Source organism: Thiocapsa sp. C2-2m, from assembly GCF_041903745.1.
Classification (GTDB): domain Bacteria; phylum Pseudomonadota; class Gammaproteobacteria; order Chromatiales; family Chromatiaceae; genus Thiocapsa; species Thiocapsa roseilacustris.
In genome coordinates, this window is the sequence record NZ_JBBWVD010000003.1 from 228,881 (window position 1) to 255,108 (window position 26,228).

The 26,228-nt window shown below is 64.3% G+C and carries 22 protein-coding genes and 4 tRNA genes; 21 read left to right on the forward strand and 5 right to left on the reverse strand.

The genetic code is table 11. The annotated features are described in order from the left end of the window. Nucleotides 1-29: 29 nt before the first annotated feature. Nucleotides 30-1,478, forward strand: coding sequence for a tryptophanase (locus tag AADX97_RS03670; protein ID WP_374231647.1), 1,449 nt, complete (start codon nt 30-32; stop codon nt 1,476-1,478). A 188-nt stretch (nt 1,479-1,666) separates the two neighbouring features. Then, nucleotides 1,667-2,998, forward strand: a complete 1,332-nt coding sequence (locus AADX97_RS03675; RefSeq protein WP_374231648.1) for a class II 3-deoxy-7-phosphoheptulonate synthase — start codon at nt 1,667-1,669, stop codon at nt 2,996-2,998. Nucleotides 2,999-3,240: 242 nt separating this feature from the next. On the opposite strand, the gene folD is transcribed toward AADX97_RS03675, so the two are convergent. Continuing rightward, nucleotides 3,241-4,101, reverse strand: coding sequence for a bifunctional methylenetetrahydrofolate dehydrogenase/methenyltetrahydrofolate cyclohydrolase FolD (gene folD, locus AADX97_RS03680; RefSeq protein WP_374231649.1), 861 nt, complete (start codon nt 4,099-4,101; stop codon nt 3,241-3,243). A gap of 164 nt (nt 4,102-4,265) precedes the next feature. On the opposite strand from folD, the gene AADX97_RS03685 reads away from it, so the two are divergent. From AADX97_RS03685 to AADX97_RS03730, 10 genes are all read left to right on the forward strand, one after another. Continuing rightward, nucleotides 4,266-4,342, forward strand: a tRNA-Pro gene (locus AADX97_RS03685). Between the two features lie 71 nt (nt 4,343-4,413). After that, nucleotides 4,414-4,490, forward strand: a tRNA-Arg gene (locus AADX97_RS03690). Between the two features lie 79 nt (nt 4,491-4,569). Further along, nucleotides 4,570-4,645 (forward strand) — tRNA-His (locus AADX97_RS03695). Between the two features lie 50 nt (nt 4,646-4,695). Next, nucleotides 4,696-4,771, forward strand: a tRNA-Lys gene (locus AADX97_RS03700). 404 nt (nt 4,772-5,175) lie between these two features. Continuing rightward, on the forward strand, nt 5,176-7,113 hold the full coding sequence (locus AADX97_RS03705; protein ID WP_374231650.1) for an AAA family ATPase: 1,938 nt from the start codon (nt 5,176-5,178) through the stop codon (nt 7,111-7,113). Next, on the forward strand, nt 7,110-8,027 hold the full coding sequence (locus AADX97_RS03710) for a general secretion pathway protein GspB (RefSeq protein ID WP_374231651.1): 918 nt from the start codon (nt 7,110-7,112) through the stop codon (nt 8,025-8,027). Before AADX97_RS03705 ends, AADX97_RS03710 begins: the two co-directional genes overlap by 4 nt. Before the next feature lie 249 nt (nt 8,028-8,276). Continuing rightward, a complete protein-coding gene (gene mgtE, locus AADX97_RS03715; RefSeq protein ID WP_374231652.1) occupies nt 8,277-9,719 on the forward strand; it encodes a magnesium transporter in 1,443 nt (480 codons plus the stop codon). A 203-nt stretch (nt 9,720-9,922) separates the two neighbouring features. After that, the gene (locus tag AADX97_RS03720; protein WP_374231653.1) at nt 9,923-10,987 is read left to right on the forward strand and encodes an ABC transporter substrate-binding protein; all 1,065 of its coding nucleotides are present in this window, start codon (nt 9,923-9,925) and stop codon (nt 10,985-10,987) included. A 25-nt stretch (nt 10,988-11,012) separates the two neighbouring features. Next, a complete protein-coding gene (locus AADX97_RS03725) occupies nt 11,013-11,471 on the forward strand; it encodes a hypothetical protein (protein ID WP_374231654.1) in 459 nt (152 codons plus the stop codon). A 12-nt stretch (nt 11,472-11,483) separates the two neighbouring features. Beyond that, on the forward strand, nt 11,484-12,284 hold the full coding sequence (locus AADX97_RS03730; protein ID WP_374231655.1) for a DUF2726 domain-containing protein: 801 nt from the start codon (nt 11,484-11,486) through the stop codon (nt 12,282-12,284). Between the two features lie 360 nt (nt 12,285-12,644). Here AADX97_RS03730 and AADX97_RS03735 read toward each other — a convergent pair whose 3' ends face one another. Both AADX97_RS03735 and AADX97_RS03740 read right to left on the reverse strand, forming a co-directional pair. After that, complete coding sequence (locus tag AADX97_RS03735) at nt 12,645-12,974, reverse strand: non-heme iron oxygenase ferredoxin subunit (RefSeq protein WP_374231656.1); 330 nt, start codon at nt 12,972-12,974, stop codon at nt 12,645-12,647. Nucleotides 12,975-12,984: 10 nt separating this feature from the next. After that, a complete protein-coding gene (locus tag AADX97_RS03740; RefSeq protein ID WP_374231657.1) occupies nt 12,985-14,106 on the reverse strand; it encodes an anthranilate phosphoribosyltransferase in 1,122 nt (373 codons plus the stop codon). 171 nt (nt 14,107-14,277) lie between these two features. Between AADX97_RS03740 and AADX97_RS03745 the strand changes: the two genes are divergently transcribed. Beyond that, entirely contained in the window at nt 14,278-14,784 is a 507-nt protein-coding gene (locus AADX97_RS03745; RefSeq protein ID WP_374231658.1) for an LEA type 2 family protein, read from the forward strand. A gap of 321 nt (nt 14,785-15,105) precedes the next feature. Here AADX97_RS03745 and AADX97_RS03750 read toward each other — a convergent pair whose 3' ends face one another. Continuing rightward, nucleotides 15,106-15,774: a hypothetical protein gene (locus AADX97_RS03750; protein WP_374231659.1), complete on the reverse strand. Its 669-nt coding sequence runs from the start codon at nt 15,772-15,774 to the stop codon at nt 15,106-15,108. Between the two features lie 92 nt (nt 15,775-15,866). Here AADX97_RS03750 and AADX97_RS03755 point away from each other — a divergent pair, with 92 nt between their 5' ends. The 8 genes from AADX97_RS03755 to AADX97_RS03790 all read left to right on the forward strand — a co-directional run bounded on the left by AADX97_RS03755 (nt 15,867) and on the right by AADX97_RS03790 (nt 23,864). Beyond that, nucleotides 15,867-16,598 carry a B12-binding domain-containing protein gene (locus tag AADX97_RS03755; RefSeq protein WP_374231660.1) on the forward strand — a complete coding sequence of 244 codons (732 nt, stop codon included), beginning with the start codon at nt 15,867-15,869 and terminating at the stop codon, nt 16,596-16,598. After that, entirely contained in the window at nt 16,595-18,760 is a 2,166-nt protein-coding gene (locus AADX97_RS03760) for a putative bifunctional diguanylate cyclase/phosphodiesterase (protein ID WP_374231661.1), read from the forward strand. Before AADX97_RS03755 ends, AADX97_RS03760 begins: the two co-directional genes overlap by 4 nt. Before the next feature lie 227 nt (nt 18,761-18,987). Then, nucleotides 18,988-19,689: a hypothetical protein gene (locus tag AADX97_RS03765; RefSeq protein WP_374231662.1), complete on the forward strand. Its 702-nt coding sequence runs from the start codon at nt 18,988-18,990 to the stop codon at nt 19,687-19,689. Nucleotides 19,690-19,989: 300 nt separating this feature from the next. Continuing rightward, nucleotides 19,990-20,355, forward strand: a complete 366-nt coding sequence (locus AADX97_RS03770) for a metalloregulator ArsR/SmtB family transcription factor (protein WP_374231663.1) — start codon at nt 19,990-19,992, stop codon at nt 20,353-20,355. Between the two features lie 125 nt (nt 20,356-20,480). After that, a complete protein-coding gene (locus AADX97_RS03775) occupies nt 20,481-21,029 on the forward strand; it encodes an arsenate reductase ArsC (RefSeq protein ID WP_374231664.1) in 549 nt (182 codons plus the stop codon). Further along, nucleotides 21,026-22,027, forward strand: coding sequence for an ArsJ-associated glyceraldehyde-3-phosphate dehydrogenase (locus AADX97_RS03780; protein ID WP_374231665.1), 1,002 nt, complete (start codon nt 21,026-21,028; stop codon nt 22,025-22,027). Before AADX97_RS03775 ends, AADX97_RS03780 begins: the two co-directional genes overlap by 4 nt. 90 nt (nt 22,028-22,117) lie before the next feature. Then, the gene (gene arsJ, locus AADX97_RS03785; protein ID WP_374231666.1) at nt 22,118-23,353 is read left to right on the forward strand and encodes an organoarsenical effux MFS transporter ArsJ; all 1,236 of its coding nucleotides are present in this window, start codon (nt 22,118-22,120) and stop codon (nt 23,351-23,353) included. Between the two features lie 22 nt (nt 23,354-23,375). Then, the gene (locus AADX97_RS03790; protein WP_374231667.1) at nt 23,376-23,864 is read left to right on the forward strand and encodes a hydrogenase maturation protease; all 489 of its coding nucleotides are present in this window, start codon (nt 23,376-23,378) and stop codon (nt 23,862-23,864) included. On the opposite strand, the gene AADX97_RS03795 is transcribed toward AADX97_RS03790, so the two are convergent. Then, on the reverse strand, nt 23,861-26,107 hold the full coding sequence (locus tag AADX97_RS03795) for a patatin-like phospholipase family protein (protein ID WP_374231668.1): 2,247 nt from the start codon (nt 26,105-26,107) through the stop codon (nt 23,861-23,863). The two genes, AADX97_RS03790 and AADX97_RS03795, sit on opposite strands and share 4 nt — an antisense overlap. Nucleotides 26,108-26,228 lie beyond the last annotated feature (121 nt).

Here is a 26,228-nt window from a genome sequence, read left to right on the forward strand (position 1 = left end):
ATCCGATCACGATATCAAGGAGAACGTCCGTGTCCGAAGTCAAATTCTACTCCGGTGAATCCGTTCCGCTGGAGATGCACAAGGTCCGCATCGTCCAAAAACTTCATCTCGTCCCGATCGAGCAGCGTCATGCGGCCATCACCGAGGCGGGCAACAACACCTTTCTGCTCAAGAACCGCGACATCTTCCTGGATATGCTGACCGACAGTGGCGTCAACGCCATGAGCGATCGGCAGCAGGCGGCCATGATGGTCGCCGACGACAGCTACGCCGGGTCCGAGACCTTCTATCGCCTGGAGGAGAAGATCCAGGAGATCTTCGGGACGCGCTACTTCCTGCCGGCCCACCAGGGGCGCGCCTGCGAGAATATCCTCGCCCAGGTGCTCGTGCGTCCGGGCACCGTCGTGGCGACGAATTACCATTTCACAACGACCAAGGCACACATCACGCTCAACGGCGGCACGGTCGAGGAGATCTTCACCTCCGATGCCCTGGAGGTGACCAGCGAGAAGCCCTTCAAGGGGGATATGGACCTCGATAAGCTCCGCGCCTTGATCGCGGAGCAGGGGGCCGAGCGGATCGCCTTCGTGCGCTGCGAGGCCGGCACGAACCTGATCGGCGGACAACCCGTGTCGTTGCAGAACATGCGCGATGTCGGCCGGGTCTGCCGAGAGCACGGCATCCTCGCCGTGCTCGATGCCAGCCTCCTGGCCGACAACCTCTACTTCAACAAAATCCGCGAGCCTGAGTGTCGGGACATGAGTCTGCGCGAGATCACCCGCGCCGTGGCCGACCAATACGACCTCATCTACTTCTCGGCCCGCAAGCTGGGCTGCGCGCGCGGCGGCGGGATCTGCATGAACAGCGAGGATCTCTACAAGACGATCCGCGAGAAAATCACCCTCTACGAAGGTTTCCTGACTTACGGCGGCATGTCGGTGCGCGAGATCGAGGCCATCACGGTCGGCCTCGAGGAGACGATGGACATGGACATGGTCAGCCAGGGACCGCAGTTCATTCGCTTCATGGTCGAGGAGTTGGCCCGCAAGGGCGTCCCGGTGATCACGCCGCCCGGCGGGCTGGGCTGTCACATCGACGCTCGGGCCTTCCTCTCGCATGTCCCTCAGGCCGAGTATCCCGCCGGCGCGCTGGGTTCCGCCCTCTATCTCGTCGGCGGCGTTCGCGGCATGGAGCGCGGCACGCTTTCGGAGCAGCGCAACCCGGACGGGAGCGAGAAGCTCGCCGACATGGAGCTGCTGCGGCTCGCCTTGCCGCGCCGGGTCTTCACCATGTCGCAGGTGAAGTACGCCGTCGACCGCATCGTCTGGCTTTACGAGAACCGCCATCTGGTCGGCGGTCTGCGCTTCGTCGAGGAGCCGAGCATCCTGCGCTTCTTCTTCGGACGCCTCGTTCCCACCTCCGACTGGCAGGAGGCGCTGGTGGCCAAGTTCCGCGCCGACCTGGGCGACAGCTTGTAGGGGCCTGAGATGACCTCGAAGCGTGCGACCTCGAGTCCCGAGACGGCGGTGAACCCCCGGCAGCCGGAATCCCGCGTGGCTGCCTCCGTGCGTCCAAGCGTCGGTAAGGCCGACCGGCAGGCGAGGAGCCATCGGTTCCCGATCGCCGATCACCTGTCGGAATCGCAAGGCCGGGGGCGTCCCCCGAGATGAGCGACTGGTCTCCAAGCTCCTGGCAGTCGCACGGAGCACTGCAACAGGCGACCTACCCGGATCCGGCGGCACTTGAGGCCGCCTTGTCGGAGCTGCGCGGCCTGCCGCCCCTGGTCACCTCCTGGGAGGTCCAGTCGCTCAAGCGCCAGTTGGCCGAGGCGGCGAACGGCGATGGTTTTCTGCTTCAAGGCGGCGACTGTGCGGAGGGATTCGCCGACTGCCGATCCGACATCATCGCCAACAAGCTCAAGATCCTGCTCCAGATGAGCCTGGTGCTCGTGGAGGGGCTCAAGCAACGGGTGATTCGGGTCGGGCGCATCGCCGGTCAATACACCAAACCGCGCTCCGCGGATACGGAGACCCGCAACGGCATCACTTTGCCCAGCTATCGGGGCGATCTGATCAATGGTCCCGACTTCACCCCGGCGTCGAGAACCCCCGACCCCGGTCGCCTGCTGCTCGGTCACGGCCGAGCGGCCCTGACCCTCAACTTCATTCGTGCCCTGTCCGAGGGCGGGTTTGCCGATCTGCAGCATCCCGAGAACTGGGACCTAGCCTTCATGGCCAAGTCACCGCGTGCCCGCGACTACCGCAAGGTGGTCGAGTCGCTGGGCGAATCGCTGCGGTTCATGAAGGCGGTAGGCGGCGGCTCGGGCGAGCTGGCGCGGGTGCAGTTCTTCACCAGCCACGAGGCCCTGCACCTGCATTACGAGCAGGCGCTGACGCGGCAGGTCAGGCAATTCCCCGGCTGGTTCGATCTGAGCGCACATATGCCCTGGATCGGTCTGCGTACCGCAGATCCGGACGGTGCGCATGTGGAGCTCATGCGCGGTATCGCCAATCCTGTCGGGGTCAAGCTCGGTGGGGACCTCTCGCCCGACTGGCTCAAGGCATTGGTGGAGCGGCTGAATCCGCAACGCGAGCCGGGACGTCTGGTCGTGATCCATCGCTTCGGCGCCGATCGGATCGAGCACGAGCTGCCCCCGATGATCGAGATCATCCGGCGTACGGGAAACCCGGTCCTCTGGGTCTGCGACCCCATGCACGGCAACACCGAGACCACGGCGAAAGGCTACAAGACTCGGCGCTTCGAGAGGATTCTGAAGGAGCTGTGTCTGGCCTTCGATATCCATCGCGAGCTGGGAGGCCGCCTCGGCGGCGTCCATTTCGAGTTGACCGGGGACGATGTCACGGAATGCTTGGGAGGCGCTCGCGGCCTGGACGAGGTCGGTCTGGAGCGCGCCTACGTCACCCAGGTCGACCCCCGTCTCAACTACGAGCAGGCGCTGGAGATGGCGATGGCCGTCGTGCGCAAGCTGCGCAGCTGATCGTCCCGGACGCGAAATTCCGGCCGTACGGCCCCGGGTACGCCGACTTCAGTCGGCGCCCGGAGAAGCGGACTTCAGTCCGCCGCGTGGGCGACTGAAGTCGCCCGTCCCCGGGGTGCCGGATGAATCCGGCGTACCTGGGCGGCGACCTGAACACGGCCGATGTGGCCGAAATGACGATCGAGGCCGACAACGACAACGAAGATGATCTCGGACGGTCTCGGAATTTCTGAACCGTTGCACTAACCCCGCGCGGCATGCAGCTGCGCGGCTTGAAGAGTGTTCTCGAGCAGACTGGCGATGGTCATGGGTCCGACCCCGCCGGGCACGGGCGTGATCCAGGAGGCGCGCTCGGCGCAAGGCGCGAAGTCCAGATCCCCGACCAGGGTGCCTTCCGCGGTGCGGTTGATGCCGACATCGATCAGGATCGCACCGTCCTTGATCCAGTCGCCTGGGATGAAGCGGGGGCGTCCGAGCGCTGCGACCAGGATGTCGGCGCCGCGCGCCTTCTCGGCGAGATGCTTGGTTCGGCTGTGACAGACGGTGATGGTGCAGCGCGCGGCGAGCAGCTCCAGGGCCATCGGACGGCCGACGATGTTGGATTGACCGATGATGACGGCATCGAGGCCCTCGATGGGCCGGTTCGCGCGCTCGAGCAGCGTCATCACGCCCTTCGGCGTGCAGGGGCGCAGGAGGGGGCGGCGCAGCACCAAGCGGCCGACGTTGTCGGGGTGAAAGCCGTCGACATCCTTCGTCGGCAAAATGCAGTCGGTGACCGCAGCCTCGTCGATCTGCTCGGGCAGCGGAAGCTGGACCAGGATCCCGTCGATCTTCGGGTCGGCGTTGAGTCGGTCGATGAGATCGATGAGGTCCGCTTGGTCGACCGTCGACGGCAGATCATGCATCTCCGAGTAGAAACCGACCTCGGCACAGGCCTTGCGCTTGTTGCGCACATAGACCTCAGAAGCGGGGTTCTCGCCCACCAAGACCACGGCGAGTCCCGGCGCGCGTCCACCTGCGGCCAGGATGTGGTCGACGCGGTTGCGAATCTCGACGCGGATCTCCGCGGCGACGGCCTTGCCATCCAGAATCTGTGCGCTCATCGTGGTCTCGTCATGCGAACGTTGGGCGGCATCATAGCGAGCACCGGGGCGCATGAAAACGCGGCCGCCGTCGTCGACCGAGCAAGGGTTCTCGGTGGATTGACTCAGTCCTTCGCGGGGCGTATAGTCTCGGCTCTTCGATTTCGGGATACTTCTTCCGAAACCGGGGTATAGCGCAGTCTGGTAGCGCGCCTGCTTTGGGAGCAGGATGTCGGGGGTTCGAATCCCTCTACCCCGACCACATGCCCACCAGGTCGCTCATGGTGACGTCGCTTTAGGCGACCGGGGCCTGCTTCGATGCGCACTCGATCGGCGCTCGTAGCTCAGTTGGATAGAGCAACGGCCTTCTAAGCCGTGGGTCGCAGGTTCGAGTCCTGCCGAGCGCGCCAACATCAGGCTCGATAGGCAGGACGCAGGGAGACAAGAGCGCGCGGATGTGCGCAGTCCAGGGATCGGTGTTTTTCTTTGGTGGACGTAGCTCAGTTGGTAGAGCGCAGGATTGTGATTCCTGTGGTCGTGGGTTCGAGCCCCATCGTCCACCCCATCTTTCAGGCTCTGCGATCGAGGCATGCCGATCGCATTGACGCACTCCTCGGGTCGTTAGCTCAGTTGGTAGAGCAGTGGACTCTTAATCCATCGGTCGTAGGTTCGAATCCTACACGACCCACCATAAATTCAATGGTTTGAGTGTAATCCACTCAAGCCATTTTTTTCGAGCGATGTTCAAGCAGCACACCTCAAACGCAGCTACGGCGGTGTGCATGCACGAACTGGCGATCAGGTGATAACGATGCTCGATCGCAGGCTGGCCGATGATGAGCGTGGCGCGACGGCCGTGGCGATCGTCGGGCCGGCAGCATCGCCGGTATAGGGCCCGCAGCAGTTCATTTCGCCGGTACGCTCACCCACTTGACGCCTCCCGTCCGCCTGACTACCCTCGCGCGATCGGTACAAACCCCGCAAAAAGCATCGCTTGGGCAACGGGTGCTCGGGCCGGCCTCTCTTCGGCCTTCTCGGCGGCCGTCGATCCATCATCGCCTTGCCCTTCGGCCCGAGCCCACGGCCGATACCCCGGTGTATCGCTCGATCGGTCAGGCTGCGCGCGACGCCTTGCCCACCGCCATTACCTCATCGAGAATCAGCGTGTATCCCAAGTATTTCGGGCTCAAGGAACCCAGCTTCTCCATTGCGCCGGACCCCCACTATCTGTTCCTGAGCGAGCAGCATAAAGAGGCCCTCGCCCATCTTCTCTACGGGGCAGGGGAGAGCGGCGGCTTCGTCCTCTTGACCGGCGAGGTCGGGACGGGCAAGACGACCGTCTGCCGCGCCTTTTTGGAGCAGCTCCCGGAGGGGGTCGAGGTCGCCTTGATCCTCAATCCCGCGGTCACCGCCAACGAGCTGTTGCTCAACCTCTGCGACGAGTTTCGGATTCCGGTGCCCGAGGGCGAGCGCTCGGTGAAGGCGTTGGTCGACCGGCTCAACGTCTATTTGCTGGATGCGCACGGCAAGGGCCGTCGACCCGTGCTCATCATCGACGAGGCGCAGAGTCTGCGCCCGAAGGTCTTGGAGCAGGTGCGTCTGCTCACCAATCTGGAGACCAGCAAGCACAAGCTCCTGCAGATCTTTTTAATCGGCCAGCCCGAGCTGCGGCGTTTGCTCGAGCGCGATGCCCTGCGCCAGATCAACCAACGCGTGACCGCTCGTTTTCACCTGCGGCCCTTCACGCGCGAGGAGACCGGCGACTATATCCGCCATCGAGTTGCGGTCGCCGGTGTCGATCGTCCCTTGTTTACAGCGGCGGCGATTCGACGGATCTACTCCTGCTCCGGCGGTGTTCCGCGCCTGGTCAATATCCTCTGCGATCGCGCGCTGCTCGGCGCCTGTGTGACGCGCAGCTCTCAGGTGACGCCGGCCATTGTCAAGCGAGCGGCGCGCGAGGTGCAGGGCGAGTCCATTGATAAGCCGCCTCGCCCGGCGGTGCGGCCCGGGATCGCCGCCGCTGCCGCCTTTGTGCTCGCGATGATCGCCGGCTGGCTCGGCTATGCCTGGGTGTCCGACGATGCCGCGGCGCTCCTGGCCGATCTGCTTCCGGGCGAGCGCACCCTCTCGGACGGCGGGCCTCGTCCGGAGGCGACGCCGAGTCCGGACGGGACCGGTGAAGGGGCCGATCACCAGGGTGTGCCCGGGTCACCTGATTCCCTGCTTGGCGTGTCCGACGGCAGCGCGGACGCCACGTCGGCCGAATCGGTCGGCCCTGCGGCTTCGGGTGAGGTGGCTCCGGGTGCGGATGGCCCGCTCGAGGGCGCAGCGGCGGACGCGCTCCCGCAGATCGACCCCGCGCGCTTCGAGCCGGATGCCCTCGCCGAGACGTTCGCCCGCATCGCCATGCCCGAGTCCGACGCCCTGCGTCTGCTGTTGCGGCGTTGGGGTGTGGAGGTCGAGAGTCTCCCGGCCGGTGCTCCTTGCGCGCGAGTCGCATCCTTTGGACTGATGTGCGAGCGCGGCCAGGGTAATCTAGGCGATTTGCGTCTTTTCGATCGTCCGGCTTTGCTCCGCGTTCAGGACGCGGGGGGCGCTCGGCGTTTCCTTGCCCTGAGCTCGCTCGATGAGTCGTTCGGGACGCTTGCCCTGCCGGGCGGGGACGAGCTGGCGCCGCTTGATCGGCTGGAGTCCGTCTGGACCGGCGAGTACATCCTGGTGTGGCAGCCGCCGCCGACCGGATCGGAGCTGATCGGTCCGGGTACCTCCGGCGAGTCGGTGCGTTGGCTGCGCCAGCTCTTGTCGCAGGCGACCGCCTCGGGGCTACCGGCCAGCGACTCGACTTACTACGATGCGGGTCTGACGCGTGCAGTTCGGGCGTTCCAAGCGTCGCGCGGTTTGATCGCGGACGGGATCGCCGGTCCGCGCACACTGATTCAACTGCACAATGCCGTCGATCTTCCCGGAGTCCCCAGGCTGGTGCGGACATCCGACGTGTCCGAGTCCGCGAGTACGGAGCCCACGGAGCCATGAGCTATATCCTGGAGGCGTTGAAGAAGTCTCAGCAGGAGCGCGAGCTCGGGCGCGTCCCGACGCTGGACACCAGCGGCATGTTCACGGAGGACAAGGAGCCTGTGCCGACCAGTCATTGGGGCTTGCTCGCGGTCGGCTTGGCGGCGGTGGCGGTGGTCATCGCGCTCTATGCGGTGCTGCGAACGCCCCCAACGGTGCCCGTGCCCATGCAGGTCGGCACCGAGCCCGGAGCGGCCGCTACGTCGATGTCGCCATCGGCGCCTGCACTCTCGGCCGCGGACCCTGGCCAAGCGCCGGCGGATGCGGTGCCGATGATCGCCTCGGATGGTGCCGATTCGCCCTCGTCTTCGTCCGCTTCCTCGCAGGCGCAGACAGTGCCGCGTCCGTCGGGGGTGCCGGTCGCGTCAGGGCGTGCGCCGCGCGTCCCCGGCCCTGATCCGGAGGTGATCCCGGACGAGGGGCCGTTGTTCCTTGCAGAGCCGGATCCCTGGCTGGAACAGGAGCTTCAGCGTCAGTTGGATGCCGAGCAGACGGCCTATGCGGAGCCGCCCGCGCCCCGGCGCAGGCCGCAGCGTGCGGCCGTGCCGCCCGACCTAGTCGAAGACATCGAAAGTTTCAAGCAGCAGGTGCGTCGGGAGCAGGGCATCCCGCCTCCTTTGGAGCAGCGCCAGCCGGCGGACATCCGCGGGGATCCCACCAAGCTGCGGCTCACGCCCATTCAGCAGGCGCAGTTACCCGCCTATTTCATGACCGTGCACGTCTACGACGAGGACGTCGCCAAGCGCTTTGTGCTCATCAATGCGCTGCGCTATGTCGAGGGCGAGGAGACCCGCGACGGGATTCGCATCGAGCGCATCATCCCGGAGGGTGCGGTCTTGAGCTATTTGGGCAATCCATTTTTCGTGCGTCGCTGATGATAGTGGATAGTGGATAGTGGATAGTGGATAGTGGTTAGAATTTAATTTTAAACAGTAAGTTAGCGATCGGAAAGCCGAAAAAGCGGCGTGTTGGGCAATCCCGAGTGACCTGAGGCGTCGAGTCTCCGTTCTGGACGCCGTGTCTATCCCCCTGCACTCGCAACCGGCCCGCGAATTCCGTAAAGTGCGCAGCTCCGCGCTTTGCTCGATCCCGCCCTCATCAACCCCGACCCCGGCGCCGTCCAGATGACACAATCAAAGGCTCTCGACACCGACGCTATGCATCGCCATCTGCGCGATGTCGAGCGGCTGTTGGCGCGCCTGCGGTTGGTCGATACCCTGGTACATCGCCAGCGGATGCCGCATCAGGATCTGGTGGAGAACATCACCCACAGGCAGAACCTGGGTCGGCTGCGTCGTAAGCTCGATCGTCTGCATCCGGCGGATATCGCCTGCATCCTCGAGGCATTGCCGCTCGAAGACAGGCTGTTCGTGTGGGATCTGGTCAAGGTCGAGAAGGACGGCGACATCCTGCTGGAGGTTTCCGATGCGGTCCGCGCGACCCTGCTCGGGACCATGGACGCCGACGAGATCAAGGCCGCCGCCGAGACCCTGGACGCCGATGAGCTGGCGGATCTGGCGCCCGATCTGCCGCCCGAGATCATGCAGGATGTCATGGCCTCGCTCGATCAGGAGGAGCAGGAGCAGGTCCGTGCGGCCATGTCTTATCCGGAGGGCACCGTCGGCGCACTGATGGACTTCGACATGGTGACGGTGCGCGAGGACGTCACACTGGAGGTGGTCCTGCGGTATCTGCGTCGGTTCGAGGAACTACCGGATCATACCGACAAGATCTTCGTGATCGACCGCGAGGAGCGTCTGCGCGGCGTTTTGACCCTCGAATCACTGCTGATCAACGACCCCGAGACCGAGGTCTCGAAGGTCATGCAGTCCAAGTCGATCGTGAGCTTCTCGCCGGACGACAGCGCCGATTCGGCCGCCAACGCCTTCGAGCGCTACGACCTGGTTTCCGCACCCGTGCTGGACAGCGAGAATGGCGTGATCGGTCGTCTGACCGTAGCAGACATGGTCGACCATATCCGCGAGGAATCCGAGGCCGAGATCCTGAGCAATGCCGGTCTGCGCGAGGAGGAAGACATCTTCGCGCCCGTGATTCGCTCGGTGAAGAACCGCTGGGCCTGGCTCGCGGTCAACCTGGTGACTGCCTTTATCGCCTCGCGCGTCATCGACCTCTTCGAAGGCTCGATCGAAAAGCTGGTGGCGCTTGCTGCACTCATGCCGATCGTCGCGGGCATCGGCGGCAATGCGGGCAACCAGACCATCACCATGATCGTGCGCGCCATTGCGATGGGACAGGTTCAGCCGTCCGCAGTGTGGCGGCTGTTGCGTAAGGAGATCGGCGTGGCCGTGATCAACGGCATCGTCTGGGGCGGGGTCGTCGGTGTGGCGGCTTGGCTGCTCTACGGCAACTACGAGCTGGGGCTGGTCATGACCGCGGCTATGATGCTCAATCTGCTCCTCGCGGCGACCGCCGGGGTGGTGATTCCCCTGATCCGTCAACGGCTCGGTCGCGATCCGGCACTCGGCAGCTCCGTGTTGATCACCGCCTTGACCGACTCGGGCGGATTCTTCATCTTTCTCGGCCTGGCGACACTGTTCTTGCTTTAAACCTAAACCGCGCCCAGTGCGGTATGCGATGTTTTTGGATGGGATCGGCCCCGGCGGATTTCAGAGCCGCTGGAACCGGCGCGGTTTAAGGTATTAAAAAATATAAAATTTTAAACCGCGTCCCCCGCTAAGGGTCGTGGATTAACCAAACTTCGAACTCACTCGAAAGTTAGCATCTCGCTCTGGACGCGGTTTAACTCAAGATGACCCTACGCCGAATCGCAGTGGCCGCGCCGATCGTGATCGGGCTCGCATTGATCCTGCTTGGAGTCCTTCTGCCCGGCGGCGAGCGCCTGATCCGCGAGAATCTGCCCTTGGAGACGCATGTAACGGTCCTCGCGCCGGGTGATGACGGGACCATCTTGGCCGCCACCCAAGCCGGCGAGATCTGGCGCTTCGACGGCACCGGTTGGGAGCAGGAAGACGCCGGACTCGCGGGCCGCCTCGTGTTGGCGCTACGCGGGGAGCCGAGCCGTTATCCGATCGGGACGGCGACCGGGTTCGTGTCCGCGTCCGGTATCGAGCCGCCGCCCGGCAACCCTCGTGTGAGCGATGTCATGGAAACCGCGTCAATGCTCCTTGCGGCGACACCCCAGGGTCTGTGGGTGTACGCTGCCGACACTTGGCACTGCCCACTCTCGGATCTGCCGCTGTATCGGCTGGCCGAGCAGCGGCGCGAGGGGGATGTCCATCTGCACGCGGGGACGATCGGCGAGGGGGTCTACTCGGCCTCGATCCAGACAGTCCTCTCGTCTTGGACGTCCAACAGTCGCGGGCTCCCAGACGGCGTGAAGGCACTTTGCTTCGCCGTGACCGAGGGCGGCATGCTCCTCGTCGGGACGGATCGGGGTCTCTATCGGCAGGCTGCACCGGGCGAGACCTGGGAGGCGTTGGCGCCGTTCCCGCCGGATCGCCGCGTTCTCGCCCTTTATCGCGCACCGCCGGACGCGCGCGGCCTTCAGCGGCTGTGGATCGGCACGGATGACGGCTTGTCCGCGCTCGATCTTGCGGAGACGCGCGACGGTCTCTCGGTTGTCGGCCCGCTGCGATCCTTCGATGCGCTCTGGGAACCGCCCGAGACGGGCGTAAGCTGGATCCTCCCGGTGGCGGGGGATGGCCTGATGGTCAGCGCGGGCGCCGTTTATCGTTTGAGCGCCGTGCGCTCCCCGGGTTGGTTTCGGTTCGTGCTGGTCGGTATCCTGTTGCTTCTCGTCGGCGGTTGGCTGTGGCTCGGATTCAATCCGGAGCCCGCCCGCGACGACGCCTAACCCTTGTTCCGAATCGGGGTCTATTATGGATCGCTTTACGCGAAACGCCGTCATCGGCTCGGGTGTCTTGCTGGTGCTGTTGATCCTGTCGCTGCTGCCTTGGGGCGGGATGGCGTTCGGCCCGCGCATCTGGCAGCTCAACGCTGTCTTGGAACGGGACCCCATCCTCGCAGAGTATCCTTATGACTTTAAGGCGCTGCTGTTCTTGAACGGCATCGTGACCCTGACGCGCCCCTATGACGCGGATGTTCCGATCAACGAAGCCCTCGTCGCGATGGACCCGACATTGGCCGGCAAGCCCGCCGATGATCCGGCCGTCGTCGCCGCCCGCGGTGGGCTTCAGCGCATGGAGTTTCACGCCATCGGTTTGATGCTTGCGGAGCCCGACGTGGGCTCGATCGTGTGGTCGCTGGACCGGGCTTGGCTCAATCGTCGGGGCATCGCGTTCCCGGCTCCGAACCCCGCACTCGGCGGGTCGATGTAGGGCGAACGCATCATGCAACATTTTTATTTTTTGCTCGGACTAGGTGTCCTTGCGGCGGTCGCCTTCGGGTTCAGCTTGTGGCGAGGACTCAGGCAGCGCAACCGTTTACCCTATCGTGTCGATGCCTTTCTCCTCTCCCCGCCGCAGCGTGCCTTCTGCGCGGTGCTCGAGCGTGCCGTCGGACAAGAATATCGGGTCTACGCCAAGGTCCGGGCGGCGGACATCCTCGAGGTCGAGCGCCGGCTTGATCGGCGTGCCCGCGAGCGTGCCGAGGAACGCCTCGCCGAACAGGTCTTCGACTTCGTGATCTCGACCCGGGAGTCGAGCGCCATCGCCTGCGCGGTCAATCTCGCAGGACGCTCGCGGTTGTCGAGACGCCCGCCGAAGAACCGGCTCGACCGCATCTGTGCCGCGGCCAAGCTCCCCTTCGTGCGCTTTCGCGAGAGCGACGTCTATTCGGTCGTGGAGATCGAAGAGCAGGTGTTCTCGGCTATGCAGACGATCCGAGTCAACCCCCGCGCCGAGGAGCCCCCCGCACAGGATACGCGCGATGCGCTGCGTGACCTCTCCGACGTGATCGGCGACAAGGGACCCGAGCCGCGCCGCATCAAGCGCCAGGCGCCGGCAGCGCCCCCGACGGCTGCAACGCAGCGAGCAGCGCCGACCACGCCCGTCCCCATCAATCCACGCACCCGAACCGAGCCCAGGCTGCACATCGACGAGGAGCTCGACATCGGCCACGAGGAGCAGATGCCCGAGCCCCGAATCGAGGTCGAATTCGACGAAGACCGCCCGAGGCGAGCCAGGATGTAACTCGGCCTCGATCATCGTTTCGGCCACATCGGCAGTGTTCAGGTCGCCGACCGCGACCGCCTGGGTACGCCGACTTCAGTCGGCACCCGGGGAGGCGGACTTCAGTCCGCCGCGGGGGCGCGCTCGGGCGACTGAAGTCGCCCGCCCCAGGTGCCGACTGAAGTCGGCGTACCCGGCGCGGTTTAGGAACGATTCAAAAATAAGTCAAACGACTCGGTTGTCGTTGGCGTCATCGACAACGATTGGATTCCGTGCTCGACTGATGTTTCACCCGTCACCGATTCCCGCAATCTCCTGAACCGCGTCACCCCGAGTTTTCAAATGAGCGGCGAGGGCGAAAGCACCTCTCCATCATCCGAATCACTCCTGACGCGGTTCAGTCGGATCGATCCAGATCTGCCCCTCCGCCACCACGAGCCGATAGGTCCGAATCGGCGCGTCCGCCGGCTCGTCCATCGGCTCGCCGGTTTTCAGGCTGAAGCGGCTGCCGTGCAGCGAGCACTTGATCCGATCCCCGTCGAGACAGCCGTAGGAGAGCGGATAGTCCTCGTGGCTGCAGTTGTCCTCGACGGCATAAAAGCGCCCGTCGACGTTCGCGACGAGATAGGCCTGGTCGTCGACGACGACCTTCAGGAACTTGCCGGGCGCGATTGCGTCGGTGCCGGCAACGGCGACATAAGGTTTGTCCATCGGCATCTCCTCAACGCACCCGTTGCGCCGCCTTGCCCGAATCCAGTACGTCGCGGATCCGATCCGCGGCGACCTCCAGCGAGCCTTCGCGCCCGAGATGCCAGAGGATCAGCGCACCAGCGAACACCAGGCTGTCGTAGGTCGGACCTTGCGTGCCTTCCAGGGCGGCAATGCCCGCCTGCGCCGCGGCCTGCGCGGTCGCGAGCACATCGACCGCCACGGCGATCTCGTCGCCCGGTCGGGTGGTCTGGGGCAGATCCTCGGGCAAGGGGACGGCGCGCACCGACTGTGCGATCCCCAGATCGACCGGATCGACCTCGAAGGATTGCTCCTCCGACATTTGCTGATAATTGAAACAGGTGCCCTTCTGGCGCAGCGAGGGGATGACGCCGCCCTCGACCCCGCGGATCAGGAGCGCCGAATGAAAACCGGCATGACGTGCCAACATGGCGTAGATGCGCGGATAAGGCTTGTGGACGTACCCGGTGACCAGATGGGTGTGCTTGCGCCCGTGGATCGGCCGGGCCAAGACCTCGACCGTGGTGATCGCCTGACGCTTGACGATGGTGGAGCGCAGCTCGACCAGGTTGTGCAGCGGGGCGCAGAAGGCGCGTTGGTCGACATAGCTCCAGCCGAGCGCCGGATCGGCCAGTCGCTCGGCCGCCTCGACCGGCGAGAGGTCGACCGACACCCCGACGGCGTCCAGGATATGCCGATGGGTCACGCCGAATTTGGGTCCGACCGCATGTGCGCCGTGACTGATCGCCGGGACACCGCACTCGGCAAGCACAGGCATCAGGAAGGGCGACGCCGGCAGGCAGCGGTTGTAGCCGTCGTAGGGATCGGCGATGTCGACCACGTCATCGACGTGCGCCACGACATGGCCGGTGGCCTCGCGCACCGCATCCAGGATGCCCTTGAGCTCCTCGTCGGTCTCGCGCTTCATCCGCAGGGCGATCAGGAAGATGCCGGCCTGGACCGGGTCGACCGCGTTGTCCAGGATGGCGCCCATGCCGATGCGGGCCTCCTCTGTGGAGATGTCCTTGGAGAGCTCCGGACCGGTCGCGATGCGCTGGATGATCGAGCGCATCTGGATCTTGGCGTCGCTCGCTGCGCTGGCCTGACTGTTCATGATTGTCCTCCGGGACCTGATGGTTTTCGGTGCCGATCGGCAGATGTCTTGCCCGGACCGAGTCTCTTCGACGTGGTGGCCATTCTGGCGGCTCGGGCGCCGGATCTCAACGCGCGTGAACCCGGCGGGTTGGTGCAAGATAGGGCCGTTCGCCTTTCGGAGTCGATACACATGACCCATTGCGTTCGTTTGCCCCGGCGCGCCCTGTTCGGCATCCCGGCCCTGCTCATGCTACATCTCGCCGCCGGTTGTGCCGGCCTGACGGCGCCTTGGACGGCGCCCGAGGTCGCGCTGCTCGGGGCCCAGCCGACGCTCCTCGGCCTCGATCGTCAGTCTGTTCTCGTCAACCTGGGTGTAACGAACCCCAACGATCGCGCTCTTCCGATCAAGGGCTTGAGCTACCGGGTCCAGGTGGAAGGTCAAGACCTCGCCGAGGGTTCAAGCGAGCTTGCACGGCTGATCCCGGCGGGCGGGACCGAGCAAGTCGACGTGGAGGTCAACAGCAAATTGCTGGGCTTGATGCCGAGCTTGCCCCGACTGCTGCTGACCAAAGACAGGCTCGCCTGGACGGTCAGCGGAATCGCCGACGTCGATGCCGGCGGCGTGCGTCTGCCCGTGCCCTATCGGCACAGCGGCACGATCTCGCCCGCGGCGTTGGTTTCGGGTGTGGGGTTTTAGGCGAATTCCGGAAACCTTCATGCCAATGGCGTAGGTTGTGCCGAGCCGTGCGAGGCACAACCAACCGTCGGCGCAAGTTGTACTTCCTATCGTCAGCACAACGGGTATGGAAGTTTGCGGAAATCGCCTTAGCGACGCGTCAGAAGAATCTAATCGTTGTCGTTGTCGTTGTCGTTGTCGATTACGATTACGACAACGACAACGACAACCGTGGCAAAGGGGTTCTCTCATCGAGTTTTGTACTTATTTTTGAACCGTCACTCAGACGATTCTCGAAGAAGTGCCTGCCAGGATGTCGGGCGGCGTACCCGACACACCGCCTCAGCGCTTCAAGCTCGCGCGTGTCTGTGCGAGCGCGGACTCGACCGCGGCGATCCAGGTTTGCGGGAACCGCTCGGCATCGGTCAGCCAGCCGAGCGTGCTCGACACCGCCTCGGTCAGGCCGTCGGCCTCGTCCGCGATGGCGCTCGCGATGATCTCGGCGGTATTCGGCAGGCGTTTAAGCCAAGCGTCGCCGAGCCCCTGCTCGAACGACCGGGCGATCGTTGCGATCCGCGTGTCCTCGATCCAGGCACGACGACGCGCCGCAAGCGTCTCGGCAGCGACGGCCAGCTTGTCGGCGTCTTCAGCCCGGATGGTGTCGACGTGGCGAAGCTCCTCGGCCAGAATCTCGAGATGGCATTCGAGCAGGATTCGCGGCATGCCGCGGCTGGCCAGCACCTCGCCGAGCCAGGCGGTCTGCGCATTCACGCGTTGTTGCGGATGGCGCACCAGGGTCGCGAGCCAGGCCGAGTCGCTGTCGGCGAAACGCTTGCCGCGCTCGCCGAAACGCATGAGAAGGTAGGGGTATCGTACGAGGACGCGTGCGCTCGCAAGCAGGGCCGCGGCGAGCTCGCGTGGGTCTTCCGGGATCGGGTGCGTCCCCGCCTCCGGATTCAAGCGCGTCGCGTGCAGGCCAGGCGAGGTCGAATCAAAGATACCGTCTTGCATGATTCGTCTCCGTGATGGTGTGCTGAGCCGGCCTTCGCGATATACCGTCGATCCGAGGGCGACGGTATAATTACAGAATGGTATCACTGACGATGTTGTCTCTCCCCGATGATCTGTCCGAAGGCGAAGACGCCGGCCTCGAGCCCGGAGATGCGGTCGCGGGCGACGACCTCGAGCGCTATCTGCAGGCCCTGATCGCGGGAGACAGCACCACCTGTGCGAACGTGGTCGACACGTTGCTCGCCGCAGGTATCCCGGTCCCTCTGATCTACGAAGGCTTGATGAAGCCCGCCTTGTACCGGATCGGGGAGCTGTGGGTCCGTAACCAGGTCTCTGTCGCCTGCGAGTACCTGGCGACGACGATCACTGAGGGTCTGCTCAACCGAGTCTATCCGACGATCGTCCAGGCGCGGCGCTGCGGTCGCAAGGTCGTCTTGGCCACCGTAGAGGACGAGCTGCATCAGGTCGGGCTCAAGATGGTCGCGGATCTCTTCGAGATGCACGGGTGGGACACACGGCTCGTGATTGCCGGCGCCCCGGTTGATCGCCTTTTGGACACCATCGAGCGTGAGCGACCCGACGCGGTCGGACTGTCCTTCAGTGTCGATTTCCATGTCGACGGACTCGAAGGCATGTTGCGGCGCATTCGCGCCGTGTATCCGGAGCTGCCGATCCTGATCGGAGGCCAGGGCTTGGCGCACGGCGGGCATGCGGGGCTCGATGCCGATGCGGGTGTCATCTGTATCGCGTCGCTCGATGACTTGAGTCGCCTCCTGGAGAGTGGACCGCCCTGGATACGCGGACCCGTCAACCGGGCGCCATGAGTAATCAACCGCCCGACGGCACGGCCGAGGGTGCCTTCAAAGATCTGTTCGGCGAGCTCTGCGACGACAGTATCGCCTTGGCCGCAGGGGTCTTCGACAACGCCGGGAACGGCATCTATCTGAATCGCGGCATGCGGCTGATGCTCGAGGGCATCGCGGCCGGCACCTCCTGCGGCAACGCCTTCGTCAACCCGAGCTTTGCCGCGCTGCGCGAGCTGACGCTCGCGGGTGCGGCCTTCTCCGGCGTCTTGACACTCGGCGACGGGCGGCGTGTCCATCGGAGTCTCGCGGCACGCGTGTGGCGGCGCGACGACCGTTTGTTGGTCGCCGGGGAGATGGATGTCCTCGAGCTCGACCGGCTCAATCAGGTCCTGATCGCCGCCAATCGCGAGATCAACGCCCTGCAGCGCGAGCTGATGAAGCAGAACCGATTGCTTCGAGAGAGCGAGGCCCGGTTGAGCGAGAGCGAGGAGCGTCTCAAGCTCGCCGTGGATGCCGCGGGAATCGGCGTTTGGGATTACGCCGTGGCCTCCCGATGCCTGCTTTGGGACACGGGGATGTCGCGTCTGCACGGGCGCGTTGCGGAGCCGATGACCACCGATCCGGCGACCTGGGCGGAGCTGCTCCATCCGGAAGACCGCTCGACCTTCGAGCATGCGCTCGCTCATGCCGTTCAGGGGCTCGGTCCCTTGCTGTGCGATCTACGGGTGTATTGGCCCGACGGCGACGAACGCCATCTGCGTGCACACGGCCGTTTATTTCGCGGCGACGAGGAGGCATCGGCCCGCGTGATCGGTATCTGTTACGACGTGACCGATCAGATGCGCGCCGATGCGCGGATTCAAGCGCTCGCCTTCCATGATCCGCTGACCCGACTGGCCAATCGCCGTTTGCTCATGGAGCGCATCGGGCAGGCGCAGGCGCGCAGCCACAGGCGCGGCGATCACGGCGCGCTGATCTTGCTGGATATCGACCATTTCAAGCGATTGAACGACAGCCTGGGGCACGATCTCGGCGATGCCCTGTTGATCCAAGTCGCGGAACGACTCTCCGTTGCGCTGCGCGAGACCGATACCGCCGCACGCCTCGGCGGGGATGAGCTCGTCGTCCTGTGCGAGGCACTCGACGTCAAGCCCGAGAGCGCAGCACATGAGGCGGCGATGATCGGCGAGAAGATCGGCGCCTTGATTCGCGAGCCCTATCGCCTGCATCCGGGCGATCATGCCCACAGCTGCACGGCCAGCATCGGCATCACACTCTTTCACGGGCACGAGACGAGCGGGTCCGAGCTGCTGAAACAGGCCGACATCGCCATGTACCAGGCCAAGCGGGCCGGTCGCGAGACCCTGCGCCTGTTTCAGCCCGCGATGCAGCAGGCTATCGAGGAGACGGCGCGGCGTGAACGCGCGCTGCGTCAAGCGGTGGCGCAGGATGATTTGCAGTTGGTGTATCAACCGCAGGTCGACCGGGACGGACGTTGGGTCGGTTGCGAGGCGCTGCTGCGCTGGTCGCTGCGCGACGGCACCACATTGAGTCCGGCCGATTTCCTGGTGGAGGTCGAAACGACCGATCTCATGCCCGTGATCGGCGATTGGGTGGTGCGCACGGCATGCCGGGACATCGCGAGCCTGCCCGGGCGCGCACCGACCGGGAAGGATCTGGTTCTCGGGATCAACCTCAGTGCCCGGCAGTTTGCCGACCCGCGGTTGATCGAGCGAGTCCTCGCGATCATCCACCCGTTACGGTTTCCGCCCGCGCGACTGAGATTCGAGATCTCCGAGGCGTCTCTGTTCGGCGATTTCGAGCGCAATGCGGCGATTCTTGAACGACTCGGCGCTGCGGGTATCGAGATCGAGCTCGATGATTTCGGCAGCGGCTACTCCTCCCTGGTCCATCTGCGACAGTTACCCCTTTCCGGCGTGAAGATTGACCAGCTGCTCATCGCCGCGCTGGATACCGATCCCTATGCAGCGATGATCGTGCGGGCCGCGATCGGGATTGCCGATGCCTTGGCACTGCCGATCATCGCCGAAGGTGTCGAACGCGAGACGCAGCGCGACCTGCTTCTCGACATGGGTTGCAGCCGGTTCCAGGGTTTCCTGTTCGGTCGGCCCATGCCGTTTGACGCGTTTTGCAGGGCGTTCGAGCGCGAATGCGCTTGACGGGCGGGATTCTGCGGGTTGCGTGCGTGCCGTAAGGTATCGATGATGCCGTGTACCGGACTCGTCGGGCACTGAAACCGTTGAACCTAGGGTCAGTCTAATCCGTTGCAGCGGACAGGAGTTGCCGCGACGGGAATCCGATGCAACTTGACCAGGTTGGCGTGCACGTTTCGTTTGCGTCATACTGACCGTGGCGAAGTCAGAGTAATCGATAGAGGGTCTGCACCATGTCCGCCGTGTTGGAACATCGCGTCGATCGTTTGGAAGAGGCACTTGAGGCCTTCACGCGAAGTGTCGGTGTCGAGTTCAATAAGGCCTACAACGGCCAGGTTCGGCTGCAGCAGGAGATGCTTGCCTTCAAGGACGAGATGCGCGTCTTCAAAGACGAGATGCAGGATTTCAAAGACGAGATGCGCGTCTTCAAGGACGAGATGCAGGATTTCAAAGACGAGTCCTTGCGTTACCGTGAAGAGGCGGAGCGGGACCGCAAGTCGATGAATCGCCAGTGGGGCGAGCTGGCGAACCGGCTTGGAACACTGGTCGAGGATATCGTCGCGCCGAATCTCCCGCGGGTTGCGCGAGCGCTGCTGGGCTGTCGGCAGCCCGACCTCTTCGGGGTGCGGATGCGCCGCCGTTTCAATGGCGATAGTCGGGAGTACGACGCGCTCCTCGTCTGTCCGGAGCTCGTCCTGGTTAACCAGACGAAGAGCCGTTTGATCAGCGCAAGCGTCGATGAGCTCTTGCGGGTCTTGGCGGAGTTTCCGCAGGTTTTTCCCGAATACGCGGATCGGCGCCTCATCGGTGTGTTGGCCAGCCTCTACCCGGACCCGAGCATCATCACCTATGCCACCTCGAAAGGGGTGCTCGTGATGGGTATGGGCGATGAAACCATGGAGGTTCTCAACCCGTCGGCGCTTGATGCCGGTTGAGAAACCCTTCGGGAATCTCGTCCCGCATCAGTCACCTCCAACCGTCGCGATGAATCAGGGTGTCGAGATCCAGCGCGGCAGCCAGCCCGCCGCTTCGAGCTCTTCGAGCTGCTTTCGGTTGGCGCGGCCGTTGGGGCTCTCCGAGTCCCCGTGGCTCACCTGCGTGTGATGGAGGCCCTGTCCGCGACCGGCTGCCGACTTGAGCGTTCACGGTGACCCAAAAAGCCGGAGCTCAGCCCGCGGTCGAGCGATCCGCAGCCGTCATCAAACCTTCATTTTGCTCAATATTCGTTCTGGGGTATGTTTTCCGCCGTGACGATCCAACCGACCGATTTTTTCGCCGCGCTGGCTCACGAGACGCGCTTGCGTTGCTTGATCCTGCTGATGCGCCACCCGGAGCTCTGTGTGTGCGAGTTGACGCATGCCATCGGTGCGGTGCAGCCGCATGTGTCGAGACATCTCGCGCAGCTGCGCGAGCTGGGTCTGGTGACGGATCGACGCGAGGGTTTGTGGATCTTTTATCGCGTGAGTCCGGCGCTGCCGGATTGGGTTGCCGCCGTGCTGCGCGAGCTTTTCGACGCCGTGCGCGGCGAGCGGCCATTCGTGGAGGACGATCGAGTCTTGGCCCAAATGCCGAACCGGCCGGGCGTGCCCCGCTGCGCCTGACCCGGGTTTGGCTTTTGGGTCAACTCCAACGTTTGGTTTCGTGTACCGGCACACTCTCGATCATCCGCCGCAGTCACTCAATGGATGTTCGGGCGGCGAGATTTCATCCCACCGAGGACTAACCCATGGTCGAGAGACCCTATAACGTGCTGTTTTTGTGCACTGGCAATTCTGCGCGCAGCATCTTCGGCGAGTGCATCGTCAACCGGTTCGGCCGTGGCCAATTCAACGGCTACAGCGCCGGCAGTCATCCGAAGGGCGAGGTGCATCCGCTGGCCCTCGAGGTGCTCAGACGCAACAATTACTTGATCGATGATCTGCGCAGCAAGGATTGGGCTGGGTTTGCCGAGCCGGGCGCCCCGGTGATGGATTTCGTCTTCACGGTTTGCGACCGCGCCGCGGCGGAAATGTGCCCGGTCTGGCCGGGACAGCCGATGACCGCCCATTGGGGCGTGCCGGATCCGGCCGAGGTCGACGGCAACGAAGTCGCGCGAATGATGGCGTTTCGCCAGGCCTTCGCCGCCCTTCAGAATCGGATCCAGATCTTTCTCAGTCTGCCGCTCGCGTCTTTGGATCGGCTCAAGTTGCAACGCGAGCTCGATGCGATCGGGCGTACGCCGCTCCCCTCGCTGGAGCAGATCGAAGCCCTTCAATCGGAATCGGAGGAACGATGAGCGTTCGTGTCGGGATCAATGGTTTTGGCCGTATGGGGCGATTGGGCCTGCGCGCCGCCCGGGGACGGGACGGGCTTGAGCTCGTTCGCATCAACGAGATCGCGACGGATGCCGCCGGATCGGCGCACCTGCTGAAGTTCGATTCGGTCCATGGGGTGTGGGGTGCTGATTGCACGGGCGAGGGGGATACGATCCGGATCGACGGCGGGGTGATCGCCTACAGCCGCAACCCGGCGTTGACCGACACCGATTGGTCTGACTGCGACATCGTCATCGAGGCGACCGGCAAGCACCACAAGAAGCCCGAGACGCTTCGGGGCTACTTCGATCAAGGGGTGAAGAAGGTTTTGGTCGCCGCACCGACCGCGGGTGCTCTCGACATCGTCTACGGCGTCAATCATCAACTCTACGATCCGGCCGAGCATCACCTGGTCACGGCGGCCTCCTGCACGACCAACTGTTTGGCGCCGGTGGTGAAGGTCATGCACGAGCGGATCGGGATCCGCCACGGCACCATGACGACCATCCACGACATCACCAACACCCAGCGGATCGTCGATCTCGGGCACAAGGATCTGCGCCGCGCGCGTGCCTGCGGTCAGTCCCTGATCCCGACCAGCACCGGATCGGCCAAGGCGATCACCAAGATCTTTCCCGAGCTCACCGGCAAGTTGAACGGTCTGGCCGTGCGCGTACCCTTGCTCAACGCCTCGCTCACCGACTTCGTCTTCGAGGCCGCGCGGGCGGTAACGGTCGAGGAGGTCAACGGGTATTTCAAGGCCGCTGCCGAAGGCGAGTTGGCGGGGATCCTCGGCTACGAGGAGCGCCCACTGGTCTCGGTCGACTACAAGGACGATCCGCGTTCTTCGATCATCGATGCGCTGTCCACCATGGTCATCGACGAGACTCAGGTGAAGGTGTTGGCCTGGTACGACAATGAATGGGGCTATGTCAATCGGATGATGGATATCGCGGAGTTGCTGGGAGAGGGGCTTTAGCGGGGAGGATGGGTTTCGCTGCGCTCTACCCATCCTACGGCGCTCGCTTTTTTTGAGTGTTTGATTTAGAGAATAGGCCGGCGAGAGTTGATGGACACCAATACGCGCAACTACCTGACCGTTACCGCCGGCTATTGGGCGTTCACCGTTACCGACGGGGCGATCCGGATGCTGGTGGTGCTCTATTTCCACCTGCTCGGCTATTCGCCGTTCGAGGTGGCCATGCTGTTCCTCTTCTACGAGGTCTTCGGCATCGTCACGAATTTGGTGGGCGGCTGGCTGGGTGCGCGGATCGGGCTGAATCTGACCATGCACATCGGCATGGGGTTGCAGGTGGTGGCGCTCGCGATGCTGACGGTGCCGGATGCCTGGTTGACCGTGGCTTATGTGATGGTCGCTCAGGCGATGTCGGGCATTGCCAAAGACCTGAACAAGATGTCGGCCAAGGCGACCGTGAAGACCCTGGTCGGGGCGGGCGGGGAGTCGCGGCTGTTCAAGTATGTCGCCATCCTCACCGGCTCGAAGAATGCGCTCAAGGGCGCCGGCTTCTTCATCGGGGCGGCGCTCCTGGAGTTGATCGGTTTCCGCGGGGCCTTGGCGGTGCTCGCGGGGACGCTTTTGATCGTGCTGATCGTGACCGCAATCCTGCTGCCCTCGGGTGTCGGTCGCATGGCGTCCAAGCCCAAGTTCACGCAAGTCTTCTCCAATACGCCGGCGATCAACTGGCTCTCGGCAGCGCGCTTCTTTCTCTTCGGCGCACGGGATGTCTGGTTCGTGGTCGGTTTGCCGGTGTTTCTGTACTCAGTGCTCGGATGGAGCTTTACCCAGGTTGGTACCTTCATGGCGTCTTGGGTCATCGGCTATGGCATGGTGCAGGCCGCAGCCCCGCGCCTGTTGAACCTCGGGCGGTCGAATCAGGCGGTTCGGCGTCATCCGGGCGGTCGCACGGCGCGACGTTGGGCGGTGCTCCTTGCGATCGTGCCGGCGGGCATGGCCTTGGCGCTTCACCAGGGTTGGCCGCCGGGCGAGGTGCTGATCGCCGGCCTGATGCTGTTCGGTGTGCTCTTTGCCATCAACTCGGCGGTGCATTCTTATCTCATTTTGGCCTACTCGGACTTCGAGAAGGTCTCGATGAGCGTCGGCTTCTATTACATGGCCAATGCCGGCGGGCGACTCGCAGGGACGGTCCTCTCGGGTTTGGTTTATCAGACGCAGGGGATCGAAGGGTGTCTCTGGTGGTCGGCGGGGTTCGTACTCGCTGCCTTCCTGCTCTCGCTGCGTCTGCCCGAGGTCTCCGAGCCCAAGCCGGTCGCGGGCGCCGCCTGATCTTTCGCGTGATGCGAGTTGCATGACATCCGAATCGGGCGTCGGCCGGGTGTTGATCTTGGCCTGCGGGAATCCTTCGCGCGGGGACGACGCCCTCGGGCCGCTCCTGATCGATCGCCTGAGCCTGGATCCCGATGTTGCGCGGTGCAGCGTTGAAACCCTGACCGATTTTCAGCTTCAGATCGAGCATGTCCTCGACCTACAGGGCCGCGAGCGTGTCATCCTCGTCGATGCGGCTGCGAGCGGCCCGGAGCCCTTCACCTTTCTTCCCCTGCGCCCGAGTCCCGAGGTGTCGTTCAGCACGCATGCGCTTGCACCGGGTGCTTTGCTGAGCCTGTTTCGGCAGGTGACCGGGCAAACGCCCCCGCCGGCCCGGCTGCTGGCGATACGCGGCTACGGATTCGCGTTCGGCGAACCCTTGAGCGAGCGCGCAATGGCCAATCTCGACCGGGCCGCGCGCTTTCTGACCCGGCTCTTGTGTTCCGGCGGGGGCGTCGGAGGCTCGGATTAATCTGTCCCGCGGGTGTTCCAGGGTCGACCGAGCATGAGGTAGAGCGCCCCGAAGCCACCGTCGGCGAAGCCATATCCCAGGTAAATCGGTCCGATGAAGGTGTCCGCGCCCAGGAAGAGACTGCTGCCGAAACGCAGGTTGTCGAATTCGATGTCCGAGCGTTGCTCCCAGACGTTGCCCGCCTCCAGCGAGACCCCGGCATAGGTGCCGACGAGTCCGGAGGTGAGGTTGCGCAGGTAGACGGCACGCGCGAGCCCGAGGTTTCCGCCCGAGAGCTCGTCCTGATTGAAACCCGAGAGGTTCAGGAAGCCGCCCAGTCGGTAGAAGGCCTGAGCCGGCTCCTCCCCGCCGAAGCTGCCGGCCATCCTGATCCCGGTCAGGAGCGTGTTCTTCCCCCAACTCCGGGCGTTCAGCAGATTGAACCCGGCCTGATCGTAGTTCTCGGATGCGCCGATCTCGGTCCGGGATGTCAAGGCGAATGCGCTGCCCACCCAGCCGCGACGCGGGAAATTGGCGCTGTCCAGGGTGTCGACATAGAAGGTGAGGTCGAGTGAGCCTTCGTCGAACCCGTACCCCTGCAGACCTGTGTCACCGTAGCGAAGGTCGGCATCGCCAGCGTAGCGTCTGTAGTTGAGCCCGAGCCGTCCCCAGTCGCCGAAATTCCGGCCGCCTTCGAGCGATCCGCCGAGACGCGAGATCAGATACTTGGCCGACGGATTATCCGATTTCTCCGGCTCGAACAGGGTCAGACTCTCGGTGAAGTAGCCGGCGGTCGCCTCGACATACCAGCGCTCCAAGGGGTCGAGCGGTTGATAGAGCTCGGTGATCAGACCGGGCTCTTCGCCGGCCTGCAGAAAGGTCTTCCACTCGGCGTTCAGGGCGTTGACGGGCGCCATTGTGTAGGCCGCGCCGACGTTGAATCGCGAGTCGCCCCCGGAGGCGGAGGACAGCTCCAAGCCGAACTGCAGGGAGCTGGTACCCCATGACTTCTCGGTGGCGGTAATCACCAGCTCGGTTTCGTCCTCGGGGGTCTCCTCGACGCGATAGTGGACCGACTCGAAATTGTCCTGATCGAAGACGCGGTCGATCTGCGCCTCCAAGGCATCCGGGTTCAGCGGCTCACCGAGCGGCACATCCAGGCGCTGCGTGATGAGCGCGTCGGCTAGGCGCGAGCGATTCTCCACGCGTACCCGATCGATGATCGGCAGGGGTTCGCTCGTGAGGCGTTGTTGCTGCAGATAAGCGGCATAGCGGGCCGTCGGGACCTCGAGCGCCGCCAGTGCGATCTCCTCCCCCTGAGCACCGCGCTCGCCGATGGCGATCGCCTCAAGCATCTTGTTGAAGTCCGCGGCCGTAACCTCGCGCTCCAGGGGCGGTGTAATGAGGACATCGCCTTGACGCAGCTTGGCGATTTCCTCCTGAGTGTTGCGCCAGGTCACGAGCCCCATGACCTGGTCGAGCATCTCCAAGACATTGTTGATTTCTTCCCGGTCGCGACGGGGTCCGCCGACGTCGACGGCGATGATGATGTCCGCGCCCATCTCGCGCACCACGCTGACCGGCAGGTTCATCGCCAGGCCGCCGTCGATGAGGAGCAGATCGCCGATCTCGACCGGTGCGAAGGCCGCGGGCACCGCCATGCTCGCGCGGATCGAGGTCGCGAGATCGCCGCTGCCGAGGATCACCGCCTCGCCGGTGACCGCGTCCGTGGCGACCGCACGGAAGGGTATCCGCAGATCGTCGAAATCTTGGATCGATCTTGCGGGAAGCGTGTAGCGGCGCAGCGCGAGGTCGAGCCGATGGCCCTGGATCAGGGCCGGGACGAGATTCACCTCACGCTTTTCCTCGTTCACCCCCGGTCTGGCGCTCAACAAGAAGTCGTTGTCGTCGAGCTTGCGATGGATACGCCGATCCTGACGCGGCGGCTCGTCCTGAAAGATCGCCGTCCAGTCGATCTCCTCGATGGTCGCCTCGATCTCGTCGGGCGACATGCCCATCGCATAAAGCCCGCCGACGACGGCACCCATCGAGGTGCCGGCGACATAGTCGACCGGGATCCCCATCCGCTCGATGACCTTCAGAACCCCGACGTGGGCTGCGCCACGTGCCCCGCCGCCCGAGAGCGCCAAGCCGATCGTCGGTCGTCCCGCGGCCTGCGTAGGGGGGCTCGGGATCAGAAGTCCGAGCAGGGGGACCAGCAGCAGGGCCAGCTGGAGCGGATGCTTGAGAGCACGCAAAGACACGATGTCGTTCCTCGTCGACGAAAAGCGTTACGTTAGCATGCCCTCGATGCGCCGCGTCGGCTCGCATCGCTGCGCTGCACGGATCGGCCATCGGCGAGCCTTTTCGGCTAGACTTCGGCCG